The organism is Yersinia sp. Marseille-Q3913 (assembly GCF_963892745.1).
In the GTDB taxonomy this organism is placed as follows: Bacteria; Pseudomonadota; Gammaproteobacteria; order Enterobacterales; family Enterobacteriaceae; genus Yersinia; species Yersinia bercovieri.
The window spans coordinates 44,205-58,451 of the sequence record NZ_CAWQAF010000006.1 but is presented as its reverse complement, the minus strand read 5'-3'; the positions used below and the strand labels follow the sequence as shown (position 1 = coordinate 58,451).

Genomic DNA, 14,247 nt, shown 5'->3' with positions numbered 1-14,247 from the left:
GCGGCGGAATCTGACTTTTCGCCATTATTGCAACAGAGCTTAAATGAATTATCCTTATATTATGTCACTCCTATGATTTACGGAGAGTCCCACATGGTTATGTTCCTTCCTTTTTTGATTGCACTTATTGCGGCCATCAGTACTTTTGCTGGCAAAAAGAAACTCAGTTATTCCCTTTGGCTCATTTTGTTGGTCGTGACCATTTTCTGGTTTAGACATCATGCCACCGATGTGCTGAGTCTTTCTTTCTGACAGGAACTTCACTATGACTCAATCTACACAATCAAGGTACGATAATAATCTGAGCCAATGGCTGAATATTCTCAGTTTATTAGGTATTTCCGCCGTGCTGATCATCGCGTTTTATTATCAGTTTGCTTTGTTTGAACTCCCTTGCCCACTTTGCTTATTGCAACGAGTAGGTATGATCATGATTGGTATGGGTTTTATGTTTAATGTTGGTTTTGGGGTCAGAGGAGCACATTACGGGATCGCCCTGATAGGTTGCGTGATAACTGGGGTTATTGCTGCTCGCCAAATGTTTCTACATATTATGCCAGGTGATCTGGGTTACGGTTCTACTTTCTTGGGGCTACACTTCTATACTTGGGCGCTGATATTTTCCATTCTCGCTATTGTTGGTATATCTGTAATGTTAATGCTGAGCAGAAATGACATAGCAATTGAATCTCAAGCGGGGGACTTTTTCTGGGGGAAAATCGCTATAGTGCTGTTCTCTTTGCTAATCACCGCTAACCTGGTGTCCACGATTCTCGAATGCGGCAGTGGCCAATGTGTAGATAATCCAACGTTCTACCAATTATTTGAGCAATAATCCCGGGTCTGGGATTTGAGGACCAATCGTGCAAAAAGCTACTATAAGGGCTTCCCCCGACATGTCGGTGTTTGTGGTTTCTGTCGTTTACTTTATAAATGGCCAAACCTGCATTTATCCACGTCGACCTGCATTCCATTTGCACCAACCCACAATAACTGAAAATGATTTTCCGTCTATATTGATGTACAGAATGCTTCACCATCAGTGACTACTATCGTTATTTACTGGTGAATTCTTTCCTGTTTTTTTCACTGCATTATGATGCTGGGATATAAGGGTAAGTAGTATTCCAATAACCAAAGGTAATATCAGAAGAATTGAGCGCAATGAAATTGCATACCCATAAATATAGTTCTCCAAACTTACGGCAATCAGCGGGAATATTAAAAACACCAGAGATGCCTGAAAGGCATTAGCCTTTTTCTGGAGTAAAAAATAGCAAAGGATACCAAATACCCCGGCAAAAGCGCCAAGATAAAATGTTGACCATATTGAATATATTGAAAAATCAGTGAATTGTGGTTTCTCAAAAAAATACCCGGCCGTTGCAAGAATTAAACCAGCAGAAAAACAAGGAAGTGCATTAAATGTGATGACAGAAACTGTGCAACATCTTTTTTTGCATTGCGCATATATCACTGCATGTATAATCACTGCAGAAACAAGAGCAAGGATCCCCTGCCAATGACTCCCTATATTTGATTTTGATTCCTCAAAGAGGATACTTGCCAGAGCAACTATTGCTATAGTTAACCCTGTGATTTGCATTAAATTTGTTTTTTCATTTAAAAACAGAATCGATGCAATCAATACAGCCACTGGCATATTGGAAAAAATAATTGAGGCGAGACCTGAGCTAACATAAGTCTCACCATAAATCATTAATGTAAAAGGAATGGCAAAATAAAAAATACAAACTATACATTGGAAAAAGCGTTGTCCTGGTGGAAAGAATAGTGGTGCTTTTGTTAGCAATGCAATGCAGATTAAAAAAGGTGACGCAAATATAAACCTCATCCCCGTTGCAAATATAGGGGGGATCGTTTCAACCGCCACTCTCATTGCCAGCCATGTAGTGCCCCAGGTTAAACAAACCAATATGAATAGTATTGATATTGTGGCTTTACGCATGATACCACCCTCATAAAAGAAACTAATATATCTTTTTAATGTGAGAAAAATATTGTTTTATTAGCTGTTTTTTTTATAGCTTGGGAGAAAAACTTTCTCCCTTAGAAAGGAAAAGCTTAAGCTGGCACTGACTGTCTTTGTGATGATTAAAACGCAAAACCATAATCATGAATGGTATGTTCATTTTGTATCACAAGTCCGTCATATGCCCGAAGTAATGGTTTTTTTTCGCACTACTGGCGAATATGATTATCTCTTGCAAGTAGTGGTTTCAGATATCAAAGACCATAAACTTTGATGATCACTGAGTTTATGGAGTTGTCGCTGGTTGCAGCTAATGTGGGTTCGCCTGAATGGAATGCAGGTCGAAGCCCTCAATTGCAGGTTCATTTGCAGTTAATCTGGGTTTGTCACCCCGAATAGATGCAGATAATTCGGGTCGAAAAACGCGATAAATGCAGGTTTGTGAATTTATAAACTCGGGTGGCTACCGCTAGCGCCACTGATGCCGTGGCAATTGGGGTTAATTTGGCTGCATGGAAGTTACCTTTCTCACAGCGCGCAGGCGTGGATTAGCCGTTGCCGTGAATTTTGGCCCAATGGTTCATTGGTTGAGATAAAACCGGCCGCCGGGCAGCAGCCGGATGAGGGGAACTAACCCTCTTTTTCGATCAACAGCGCTTCCAGCAGATCCAAATCGTGCAACAGTTTTTGCAGAGTTTCATTGCTGATTTTCTGGGTCGCGCGCAGATGATACAGCTCACCACGCTCGGCCCGCAGCGCGGTTAAGCGGAAGCGTCGCTCCAGATTTTCGATCAATAAGGTGCTCTCGACTTCATCCTTGCTACCGGTGCGCCGTCGCAAAGTGCCGATGACCCGTGAACTGACCTCTTTGAGCAGTTCTGGATCGATATTCTCCTCACTGCTGGCCGCCAGCCGCTCTTCCATCTTATTCAGGCTGACAATCGCCACTTCCGCCGCCGCCGCCCGCGCCAGGCGGATCTCTTCACGGCTGGCGCTCTTATCTGCCATGACCACACCGCGCAGTAATGGCGGCAGAGCAATGACCCCGACAATGACCGACAGCAAGATGACGCCAGTGGCGATAAATACCAATTGGTAGCGGGATGGGAAAGCTGAGCCATCGCTAAGGAATAACGGAATCGACAGCACACCGGCGAGGGTAATCGCCCCACGGACTCCAGCGAACGACGCCACCCACAGCTCGCGAGTAGTGTAATTGCTAAACTCCAGTGGCCGTTTCTTCAGTAAGCGCTTACTGATTCTTTTCATCGACCACAGCCAGCTAAAGCGCAGCACCAGCAGTGCGCCGTAAATGATGGCAACGTCAGCAAACAGATTCCAGGTTTGGATGGTCGGATCCAACTCCGCCTGCACAATCGAGGTTTCCAGAATCCCCGGTAATTGCAGACCCAACAGGATAAACACCATGCCGTTGAACACGAATTCCAGCATCGACCAGACGCTATCAGCACGTAACCGCATCGTCAGCGGGGCATTACGGATCACGCCAGACTGGCTGATAGTCATGCCCGCCGCCACTGCCGCCAGGATACCGGAGACACCAATATGCTCGGCAATCAGATAAGAGGCGAAAGGTAACAGCAGCAGTAACACGATTTGTGTCGCCGGGTCATCGCCACTCCAGCGGCTCATCAGACGCAGCGATTTACTGTACAGCCAGGTGACCGCCACACCGGCCAGCAAGCCGCCGATGGCCACTTTAAGAAACTCTAGCGTGGCACCGGAGACGGTAAATATCATGGTGCCCATCGCCACCGCGATAGCAAACTTCAGCGCCACCAGGCCGGAGGCATCGTTCATCAACGCCTCCCCTTCCAGTACGCCCATAATCGATTTTGGGATGCGCCCTTTCCCCACGATACCGGACAACGCCACGGCATCGGTTGGCGACAATACCGCCGCCAGCGCAAAGGCTGCCACCAGCGGGATACCCGGCACCATCCAGTAAATCAGGTAGCCGATACCCACCACGGTGACCAGCACCAAGGCCAGCGCCAGACCCAAGATCTCCCGCCCGTGATGAATAAACTCCCGCGTCGGTGTTTTCCAACCATCAGCAAATAGCAGCGGCGGAATAAACAGCACCAGGAATAATTCCGGGTCAAAATCGACATGCAAACCAAAGTGGGGCCAGGCTAACAGGGCGCCACAGACAATCTGCATCAGTGGGAGGGGGATTTGAAACGGCAACATTCGGGTGACAACGCCGGAGAGCGATACCACCAGAATCAGAATGAGGATTGTAAAAAAGATTTCCATGCTTTCCTTAGACTCTACTCAACACGACTTAACGATCATACTCGCCCGTCAACAGGGCCAACGCGTAGCTTTTGATAGTAGATCACTTTTTTATGGAACGGGGAAAAACCTGTAACAGAGAGCAGGAAAACACAAAGAAGTGGGAATATTGGCGTAGTGGCAATATTGGGGACAGGGCGTCCCCAATAGTCGTGGAGTTAAATCGCCCAGCCACCTGCATAGAATGCCACCAGCGCCACCGCGATAATCACGGTGCCGAGGTTCAGTTTACGCCATTCGCCGGAACAGATCCGGCCAATCACCAGTGAACTGAAGCCCAGCATAATGCCGGTCACGATATTACAGGTCAGCACGATAAATACCGCGCAAAGCAAGCCGGACATCGCATCAACAAAGTCGTCGAAATCCAGTTTAGACACGTTGCTCAGCATCAGTAAGCCCACGTACATCAGGGCCGGTGCCGTAGCGTAAGCCGGAACCAAATAGGAGAGCGGCGAGAGGAACAGCATGAACAGGAACAGCACACCGACGACCGTGGCGGTCATACCGGTTTTGCCACCTGCCGCCGTACCCGCAGCAGACTCGATGTACACCGCAGCCGGGGCCGCGCCTACCAAACCAGCAAAGATGCTGCTGACGGAGTCAGAGGTCAGCGCTTTGCCGCCACTGATAATTTGGCCATCTTTGTCCAGCAAGTTAGCCTGACCCGCCACCGCACGGATGGTGCCCGTGGCATCAAACACCGCAGTCATGACCAACGCCAGCACACTTGGCAGCACCACAGGTTTCAGCGCCCCCATAATATCGAGGCTGAAAATCAAAGAGTCGCCGTTGGCATCAGCCAGGCTAGGCATGGCGAACAGCCCTTGGTAGGTCACACTGGGGTCAAAAATCAGGCCAATAATTGAGATGCCGATAATCACCAGTAGAATACCACCCGGCACCCGCAGTTTTTCTAAACCGAAAATCACCGCCAGACCCAATAACGTCATAATCACCGGGAAAGAGGTAAATGCGCCCAGCGCCACTGGCAAACCTTCAATTGGGTTTTTGATAACCAGGCCGACACCGTTCGCCGCAATCAGCAGCAGGAACAGGCCGATACCGATACCGGTGCCGTGCGCCACGCCCATCGGCAAGTTACGCAATATCCATGAGCGGATCCCGGTGACGGAGATGATGGTAAACAGCACCCCCATCAGGAATACTGCGCCCAATGCCACAGGGATGCTGATGTGTTGGCCCAATACCAAACTGAATGCGGTAAACGCGGTCAATGAGATGGCGCAACCAATCGCCATCGGCAAATTCGCCCACAAGCCCATCAGCAAAGAACCCAAACCCGCGACTAAACAAGTTGCGACAAACACTGCTGTTGGCGGGAAACCGGCTTTGCCCAACATGCTCGGCACAACAATAACCGAGTAGACCATAGCCAAAAAGGTCGTCAGACCGGCCAGCACTTCCTGGCGTACATTACTGCCACGTTCACTTATTTTGAAAAATGCATCAAGCGAACTTTTTGGCTTTGCTGCCGCGTTCGCTTGAGGATTGGTGCTAGACATGGTTATGTCCCCTGTGTGTGTCATTTTAAAATCATCAGCAAGCCAGGCGCCTTTTCCATACGTAATCGTTTCCGTCGCTGCCGATTAACTCGTCAATTCCCCTCGCGCCGAGATGGCGGAGGAAATAGCAAACGATTAGCTGGAAGTGCGCATGACTGAAAAAAATCGAGATTTAGGGCAGATGTCATTTAAGGCAAACGATTATCTAGCCAACGGCAGTGACTAATCAACACCAGATAGCGACATTTAATGCATTTTTTAACATTAATTTGTCCGTAAGCATCAAATCGAGGGCAAATGAAAGTGTGAGCGGCCTCACACCCTTTTATCTTGAGTGACCTTTGATACTTAATCGCCGGTGCTCAGCTCTCTAATTTGTAGGCACCACCCTGCTCAATCGCCTGTTTATAGGCGGGGCGTTGATGGATGCGCACTAAGAAATCTTGCAGTTTCGGGCAGCCCGCAAGACCGCCACGGCTATTGATGGCCTCAATAGGGAAGCTCATTTGGATATCTGCCGCGCTGAAATCGCTGCCAGCAAACCACTGATGTTGGGTGAGATGCTGCTCCAGATAATCGCGGTGCGTGGCAATTTGCTTATTAAGATAATTTTTCTGCACCCCATCGCCTAACGCCTTGGCAACCGGGCGAATAATCCACGGCACTGGCGGCCCACCCAATCGGCTGAAGATAAGTTTCATCACCAGCAGCGGCATCAATGAACCTTCCGCATAATGCATCCAGTAGCGAAACTGCTGGCGGTCATAATGACCCGTCGGCTTAAACAGCCCCTGTGCATCATAGGCTTCCTGCAAATATTCGATGATTGCACCCGACTCAGCTAGCGTCAGATCGCCGTCAGTGATCACCGGTGATTTACCCAACGGATGGATTTTTTTCAGTTCAGGGGGGGCCAGCAAGCTGCCCGGATCGCGCTGGTAGCGCTTCAACTCATAGGGGACTTGCAACTCTTCCAGCATCCACAAAATGCGCTGTGAACGTGAATTATTCAGATGGTGAACAATGACCATAACCAAGCTCCATATGATAAGCGACCGAGAAAGTGACAACGCTAAAGGAGTGAGTATAGTCGAGTGCTCAATACCGCCTTATTATTCTGACATTAGCGCTAAATTACAGCCTGTGAGTTGTAAGCCATAATTACAGCCTATAGCCTGTATTTTACATTTACAACCTATCAGTTGTATTATTAAATTACAGTCTATAAGTTGTACTATGCTATTTAGAACAACAATCTGCTGAGGTCTTAATGGACTATCCTATTAAAATTTTGAGTCAATTGCGGCCAACACTGATTGGCTTTCGAAAGAGTAAAAGTCTGACTCAGGCCAGCTTGGCACAACTATTGGGTATCACCCAACAATCCTATGCCAAATTGGAGGCAGACCCAGCATCAGCCAGTGTTGAAAGGTTGTTTAAGGTATTACAACTTTTAGAGGTAGAACTGATCCTTGGTGAGAAAAAAAGCGCCAAACCTCATCCTGATAAAACTTGCCAACCTGACAAAAATCAGACGATGAATTCACCATCGAAACAAGAGGATTGGTAGTATGACTCAACGGCTCAATATCTGGATGAACGGCCAACAGGTTGGCTATTGGGAAAAGAAACGAGGCGAAGAATTACTGGTCTATGCTGAGGAATGGATAAAAAATGAACAAGGTCGCCCGTTGTCATTGTCATTGCCTTTTACGGCCACTAACAGAGAGTGATGTAGCGCGTATCCTACAAAACTCACTGTCTGACAACGCATTCTTGCGCCCTGAGCAGAATGAAGATCTCAGATTATCTATCGCCGGGGCACAAGAAAAAACAGCACTTTTGTTTCACGACGATCAGTGGTGCCTTCCTTTAGAAAGCACACCCACAACCCATATCTTCAAGCTTCCACTGGGCTTGGTCGGCAACATGCAAGCAGATATGAAAACCTCGGTTGAGAATGAATGGTTGTGCGCGAAAATTCTGGAAAGCTATAACTTACCGGTTGCCCGCTGTGAAATTGGCCGGTTTGAGGATCAAAAGGCATTGATTGTTGAACGTTTTGACCGCCGACTGTCTAGTGATAACCGTTGGATTATCAGATTACCGCAGGAGGATATGTGTCAGGCGACCGGGACTTCACCCTTAAAAAAATATCAATCGGACGGTGGCCCCGGTATTACAACAATCATGGAGATTTTAAGTGGCTCGGATAATGCCAGTGAAGACAGAAAAATCTTCTTTAAGACCCAGATTATTTTCTGGTTACTGGCAGCGACAGATGGACATGCAAAAAACTTTAGCATTTCCCATTTGCCAGCTAGCCATTACCACCTCACACCACTTTATGATGTGCTATCCGCCCATCCCATTATCGGATCAGGGCGTAATCAAATTGCTCCTCAAAAAACCAAGTTAGCAATGGCAGTGCGAGGGAGTAAAAATTACTATTTAATTAATCAGATACAACGACGTCATTGGCGACAGCAGGCCACGATTGTTGGATTGGGAGCCACTCAGGCTGACACTATTATTGACGAAGTTATTGCCGCAACGCCACGAGTTATCACCCAGGTACAGGCTCTACTTCCCGCTGATTTTCCGGCTGACTTAGCAGAAAGTATCCTGACAGGTCTTCATCGACAATGTGACAAAATAGCGGCGATGCCTTGACTGGTCAGTACAAAAAACCCAGCTATTACACTGGGTTTGATTTCTCTGTTTTTAGATGACAGGGATCAGAACGGGATGTCGTCGTCGAAATCCATTGGTGGCTCATTGCCGCCTTGCGGTTGCGCTGCGGGTGCAGACTGAGCAGGGCGTGAAGTCTGGCCGCCGCTGAACTGGTTACCACCTTGTGGTTGTTGAGGTTGGCCCCAACCGCCTTGCGCGCCGCCATCTTGTGGTGCACCACCACCTGCCGGAGCACCGCCGCCTTGACGACCACCCAGCATTTGCATGGTGCCGCCAACGTTAACCACAACTTCAGTGGTGTATTTCTCAACACCAGCCTGATCGGTCCACTTACGGGTTTGCAGTGCGCCTTCGATATAAACCTGAGAGCCTTTACGCAGGTATTCACCCGCTACTTCAGCCAGTTTGCCGAACAACACCACACGGTGCCACTCCGTCTTCTCTTTCTGCTCGCCGGTTGCTTTATCACGCCAGCTTTCGGAAGTGGCCAGGGTGATATTGGCAACAGCGCCGCCGTTAGGCATGTAGCGGACTTCCGGGTCTTGGCCCAAATTCCCGACCAAAATCACTTTGTTTACGCCTCTGCTGGCCATGTTAACTCTCCTGATGAAGTAAATTTTGTAAAGTATAAACGAGTAAGTTTAACACGCTAACTACCAAAGGGCACAACAGATCATAAGTGCGTAATGCATTACAGATTTATCGCGTAATCTCTCTTAATTGCACTCGGATACTGGATATCCATTCAGGTTTTTTTGTGTCATAATTATCCGTTTCGTACTGGCTGTGTCCTTTTTTTGGCGTTGCAAGGCGCACATTTTTGCTTTTTCTAAAGTGTGTTTTCATGGCTAATAAGCGCGAAAAAGGCACGGTGAGAGGCTCAGCAAATCCGGGAAATGTTTGAATGGATAATATCGAAGTTCGGGGCGCTCGCACCCATAATCTTAAGAATATCAACCTGATTATCCCGCGCGACAAACTGATTGTTGTCACCGGTCTATCGGGTTCAGGCAAGTCCTCACTGGCTTTTGATACCCTGTATGCCGAGGGGCAACGCCGTTATGTTGAGTCTCTCTCTGCCTATGCGCGCCAATTTCTATCGCTGATGGAAAAACCGGATGTCGACCATATTGAAGGTCTTTCACCGGCGATCTCCATTGAGCAAAAATCGACTTCCCATAACCCGCGTTCCACCGTGGGAACCATCACAGAGATTCATGATTATCTGCGTTTACTGTTCGCCCGTGTCGGTGAACCGCGTTGCCCTGATCATGATGTGCCGCTGGCAGCTCAAACCGTCAGTCAGATGGTGGATAACGTCATCAGCCAGCCGGAAGGCCGCCGCCTGATGCTACTGGCCCCCGTGGTAAAAGATCGCAAAGGCGAACATACCAAAACGCTGGAAAATCTGGCGATGCAGGGCTACATCCGGGCGCGGATCGACGGTGAGGTTTGTGATCTCTCTGATCCACCCAAATTAGAGCTGCAAAAGAAACACACCATTGAAGTGGTGGTCGATCGCTTTAAAGTGCGTGAAGATCTGGCGCAGCGCCTGGCTGAGTCATTTGAAACCGCACTGGAGTTATCCGGCGGCACTGCCGTGGTGGCGGATATGGACGATCCCCACGCCGAAGAGTTGCTATTCTCCGCCAACTTTGCCTGCCCGATTTGTGGCTATAGCATGAGTGAGCTGGAGCCGCGTCTGTTCTCCTTTAATAATCCGGCCGGTGCCTGCCCTACGTGTGACGGCCTTGGCGTGCAACAGTTCTTTGATCCTGACCGCGTGCTGCAAAACCCTGAGTTGTCTCTGGCGGGTGGCGCTATCCGTGGCTGGGATCGCCGCAACTTCTATTACTTCCAGATGTTACGTTCACTGGCGGATCACTATAAATTTGATATTGAAGCTCCATTTAACTCGCTGGATGCCGCAATACAAAAAGCGGTGTTGTACGGTTCCGGCAAAGATACCATTGAGTTTAAATACATCAACGATCGGGGTGATACCACCGTTCGTCGCCACCCCTTCGAGGGGGTGCTGCACAATATGGAACGCCGCTATAAAGAGACGGAATCTAGTGCAGTGCGCGAAGAGCTGGCGAAATTTATCAGCAATCGCTCCTGTGCCTCGTGCAGCGGCACACGTCTGCGGCGAGAAGCGCGTTATGTTTTTGTCCAAAACACTACCTTGCCAGAGATTTCAGAACTGAGTATTGGTCACGCGCTGACCTTCTTCCAAAATATGAAACTGAGTGGTCAGCGGGCGCAGATTGCTGAGAAAATACTGAAAGAGATTGGTGACCGGCTGAAGTTCCTGGTTAACGTTGGATTGAATTATCTCTCATTGTCGCGCTCGGCTGAAACCCTGTCCGGTGGCGAGGCACAGCGCATCCGCTTAGCCAGCCAGATTGGTGCGGGATTGGTTGGCGTAATGTATGTGCTGGATGAACCATCCATTGGCTTGCACCAACGTGATAATGAACGTTTGCTGGAAACATTGATTCACCTGCGCAATCTGGGTAATACCGTGATTGTGGTGGAGCATGATGAAGATGCGATCCGCGCCGCAGACCATGTGATTGATATCGGCCCCGGTGCCGGTGTACATGGTGGCGAAGTGGTGGCAGAAGGCACTGTAGATGACATTATGGCTGCGCCAAATTCATTGACCGGCCAGTTCCTCAGCGGCAAGCGGGAAATTGCTATTCCAGCGCAACGGGTCGCCGGAGATCCGAGCAAAGTGTTAAAACTGATTGGGGCCAGCGGCAACAATCTGAAAGATGTTACGCTGACACTGCCTGTCGGGCTATTTAGCTGCATTACCGGGGTTTCTGGCTCCGGTAAATCGACACTGATCAATGATACTTTATATTCCATCGCCCAAAGTCAGTTGAACGGCGCCACCACCAACGAACCCGCGCCATACCGCGAAATTCAGGGGCTGGAGCATTTCGACAAAGTTATCGATATCGACCAAAGCCCCATTGGCCGAACACCACGTTCTAACCCTGCGACCTATACCGGCATCTTTACGCCAATCCGGGAACTTTTCGCTGGAGTGCCTGAATCACGCGCTCGCGGTTACACTCCGGGCCGCTTCAGTTTTAACGTCAAAGGTGGCCGTTGCGAAGCCTGTCAGGGCGATGGGGTGATTAAGGTCGAAATGCACTTCCTACCGGATATCTATGTCCCTTGCGACCAGTGTAAAGGTAAGCGTTATAACCGTGAAACACTGGAAGTTAAGTACAAAGGCAAGAGCATTCACGAAGTGTTGGCGATGACCATCGAAGAGGCGCGTGAGTTCTTTGATGCCGTGCCAGCGCTGGCACGTAAGCTACAGACATTGATGGATGTTGGCTTGTCCTATATTTGCCTGGGGCAATCAGCAACCACCTTGTCTGGCGGTGAAGCGCAGCGGGTCAAACTGTCGCGAGAGCTGTCGAAACGTGGCACCGGCCAGACGCTATATATTCTGGACGAACCGACCACCGGCCTACATTTTGCTGATATTCAGCAGTTGCTGGCGGTATTGCATCAGTTGCGGGATCAGGGCAATACCATTGTGGTGATTGAGCATAATCTGGACGTGATCAAAACGGCGGACTGGATTGTCGATTTGGGGCCAGAAGGCGGCAGTGGCGGCGGCGAGATTTTAGTCTCCGGCACACCAGAAACCGTCGCAGAGTGCGCCGCATCCCATACCGCCCGCTTCCTGAAGCCATTGCTGCAACGTAAGTAACGCGTCAAACTGTACTCGCCTCTGGAGCAATCAACCTACTAGTTGCCCCAGAGGCTATTTTTTTGATCATCATATGGTCAGAGCCTGACGCCGCTGCTCCGGCAACCCCTGCAACACCAACTGATAAGAGCGATCAATTAACGAATAAAACTGCGAATTCGGTAATTCGCCATCCAGAAACACCGTGTTCCAGTGCGCTTTATTCAAGTGTTCACTCGGCACGATCTCCGGATGTTGCTCCCGTAAGCTCTCCGCCAATTGTGGGCTGGTTTTCAATGAAATAGAGGGCCGCCCCTTCGTCTCTCCCACCATGGCAAACATCACGTCTCCGACTTTAATCTGATTGACCTGCCAAACCTCATGATCACTCTGCTCAGCCCCCGGCTTGGACATGCAGTACTCCAATAATGCGGAATTATTCATTGAGCTATCTCCTGTGATGGGCCTATACCGTCTCGCGAAAAAGCCTCATCAGTTATTTATTCCATAAAAACATCCAATCCATCGATACAGCGACCTGCTGAATTATTTATTAGCTTGCACCCATAACTAAAGTTTTACTGTGAGCGATGAATGATCATTGGGCCGATGTTAGCCACATTATTAGTATATTCTTTAATCGATTTACAGCCATTGGCTTAAGGCTAAATTGGCAGGAGATGAGGATAAGTGGCGGAAAGTTGGCAGAAAAAATAAAACAAAAAAGGCGCAATCATTGCGCCTTAATAACTCAATTACTGTACGGCAGCAAAAGCAGCAGCAACCCGCTGGACATTGCTGTGATTGACGCCCGCCATGCACATCCGGCCGCTGGCAATCAGATACACACCAAACTCTTCGCGTAGGCGATCGACTTGTGCCTCGCTAAAGCCGGTATAGCTGAACATGCCGCGCTGTTGCAGCAAATAATCAAAATTGCGATGGGGTAGCGCAGCTTTTAAGGCCTGCACCAATGTGCTGCGCATTTCAATAATCCGCAGGCGCATCTGTTCCACTTCGGCCTGCCATTTCGCCCGCAATTCAGTGTCATGCAGCACTTTCGAAACCACCTGCGCCCCAAAGTTTGGTGGGCTGGAGTAGTTACGGCGCACCGTGGCTTTCAGTTGCCCCAATACGCGGCCAGCCGCTTCTTCACTTTCGCACACCACGGACAGGCCACCGACCCGCTCGTTATACAGGGAGAAAATTTTGGAGAAGGAGTTGCTCACCAAACAGGGTAATTCTGCTGCTGCCATCGCGCGAATGGCGTAGGCATCTTCATTTAGCCCGGCACCAAAACCTTGATAGGCGATATCGAGGAAGGGGATCAGATCCCGCGCTTTAGCCACTTCAATGACCTGATCCCACTGCGTGTTCGTCAGATCAGAACCCGTCGGGTTATGGCAGCACGGATGCAGCAACACGATACTTCTGGCGGGTAACTGCTGCAATGTTGCCAGCATTTGCTCGAATTTTACGCCCAGCTTCTCATCATCAAAGTAGGGATAGGTATTCACCTTAAAACCTGCGCCACCGAAAATAGCGACATGGTTTTCCCAAGTGGGATCACTGACCCACACCTGTGAATCAGGAAAATAGTGATGCAGGAAATCAGCACCCACTTTCAGCGCACCAGAGCCGCCCACGGTTTGGATCGTCGCGACGCGTTGCTGAGCCAGCATCGGATGATCGTTACCAAAAAGTAACTTCTGGATAGCAGTGCGGTAGGGTTGCAGACCTTCCATCGGCAAATAAACCGGTGTTCCGTGTGGCTGAGCATTCAACTGAGCTTCAGCGATGTCCACCGCCTGCATCTGCGGGATTTCACCTTGTTCGTTGTAATAAAGCCCGATGCTCAAATTGACTTTATGTGCCCGGTCGTCGGCTTTAAAACTTTCCATCAGTGAAAGGATTGGGTCACCTGCATAGGCGTCAACATTTTGGAACACGGCGCTGCTCTCCTGTATCAATAATAGTTATCTTACCCTGCAATGCAGCTT

Annotated in this window: 11 protein-coding genes and 3 pseudogenes; 7 read left to right on the top strand and 7 right to left on the bottom strand. The window is 49.2% G+C overall.

Annotated elements, in window-relative coordinates; all coding sequences use genetic code 11:
- Positions 1-72 precede the first annotated feature (72 nt).
- A complete protein-coding gene (locus AACW11_RS03210) occupies positions 73-252 on the top strand; it encodes a DUF5993 family protein (RefSeq protein WP_445285796.1) in 180 nt (59 codons plus the stop codon).
- Between the two features lie 13 nt (positions 253-265).
- A complete protein-coding gene (locus AACW11_RS03205; protein WP_212585931.1) occupies positions 266-835 on the top strand; it encodes a disulfide bond formation protein B in 570 nt (189 codons plus the stop codon).
- Positions 836-1,039: 204 nt separating this feature from the next.
- Here the strand turns inward: AACW11_RS03205 and AACW11_RS03200 are convergent, their stop codons facing one another.
- The gene (locus AACW11_RS03200; RefSeq protein WP_212585930.1) at positions 1,040-1,969 is read right to left on the bottom strand and encodes a DMT family transporter; all 930 of its coding nucleotides are present in this window, start codon (positions 1,967-1,969) and stop codon (positions 1,040-1,042) included.
- Between the two features lie 100 nt (positions 1,970-2,069).
- Here AACW11_RS03200 and AACW11_RS03195 point away from each other — a divergent pair.
- A pseudogene (locus AACW11_RS03195) lies at positions 2,070-2,258 on the top strand (Lrp/AsnC family transcriptional regulator); the annotation flags it as partial.
- A gap of 195 nt (positions 2,259-2,453) precedes the next feature.
- Positions 2,454-2,627 (top strand): annotated as a pseudogene (locus AACW11_RS03190) (LysR family transcriptional regulator); the annotation flags it as partial.
- Here the strand turns inward: AACW11_RS03190 and AACW11_RS03185 are convergent.
- The 3 genes from AACW11_RS03185 to AACW11_RS03175 all read right to left on the bottom strand — a co-directional run bounded on the left by AACW11_RS03185 (position 2,624) and on the right by AACW11_RS03175 (position 6,869).
- Positions 2,624-4,273, bottom strand: coding sequence for a Na+/H+ antiporter (locus AACW11_RS03185; protein ID WP_050126912.1), 1,650 nt, complete (start codon positions 4,271-4,273; stop codon positions 2,624-2,626). The pseudogene AACW11_RS03190 and the gene AACW11_RS03185 overlap by 4 nt on opposite strands.
- Positions 4,274-4,470: 197 nt before the next feature.
- Positions 4,471-5,838 carry an NCS2 family permease gene (locus AACW11_RS03180; RefSeq protein ID WP_212585929.1) on the bottom strand — a complete coding sequence of 456 codons (1,368 nt, stop codon included), beginning with the start codon at positions 5,836-5,838 and terminating at the stop codon, positions 4,471-4,473.
- Positions 5,839-6,200: 362 nt separating this feature from the next.
- Entirely contained in the window at positions 6,201-6,869 is a 669-nt protein-coding gene (locus tag AACW11_RS03175; protein WP_212585928.1) for a glutathione S-transferase family protein, read from the bottom strand.
- 239 nt (positions 6,870-7,108) lie between these two features.
- On the opposite strand from AACW11_RS03175, the gene AACW11_RS03170 reads away from it, so the two are divergent.
- On the top strand, positions 7,109-7,408 hold the full coding sequence (locus AACW11_RS03170; RefSeq protein ID WP_212585927.1) for a helix-turn-helix transcriptional regulator: 300 nt from the start codon (positions 7,109-7,111) through the stop codon (positions 7,406-7,408).
- A 1-nt stretch (position 7,409) separates the two neighbouring features.
- Positions 7,410-8,511, top strand: a pseudogene (locus AACW11_RS03165) (HipA domain-containing protein).
- A 65-nt stretch (positions 8,512-8,576) separates the two neighbouring features.
- Here the strand turns inward: AACW11_RS03165 and ssb1 are convergent.
- A complete protein-coding gene (ssb1, locus tag AACW11_RS03160) occupies positions 8,577-9,125 on the bottom strand; it encodes a single-stranded DNA-binding protein SSB1 (protein WP_005165221.1) in 549 nt (182 codons plus the stop codon).
- Positions 9,126-9,436: 311 nt separating this feature from the next.
- On the opposite strand from ssb1, the gene uvrA reads away from it, so the two are divergent.
- On the top strand, positions 9,437-12,268 hold the full coding sequence (gene uvrA / locus AACW11_RS03155; RefSeq protein ID WP_212585926.1) for an excinuclease ABC subunit UvrA: 2,832 nt from the start codon (positions 9,437-9,439) through the stop codon (positions 12,266-12,268).
- A 69-nt stretch (positions 12,269-12,337) separates the two neighbouring features.
- Here uvrA and AACW11_RS03150 read toward each other — a convergent pair whose 3' ends face one another.
- Both AACW11_RS03150 and AACW11_RS03145 read right to left on the bottom strand, forming a co-directional pair.
- On the bottom strand, positions 12,338-12,691 hold the full coding sequence (locus tag AACW11_RS03150) for an MmcQ/YjbR family DNA-binding protein (RefSeq protein WP_212585925.1): 354 nt from the start codon (positions 12,689-12,691) through the stop codon (positions 12,338-12,340).
- Between the two features lie 311 nt (positions 12,692-13,002).
- Positions 13,003-14,196, bottom strand: a complete 1,194-nt coding sequence (locus AACW11_RS03145) for an amino acid aminotransferase (RefSeq protein ID WP_212585924.1) — start codon at positions 14,194-14,196, stop codon at positions 13,003-13,005.
- Positions 14,197-14,247 lie beyond the last annotated feature (51 nt).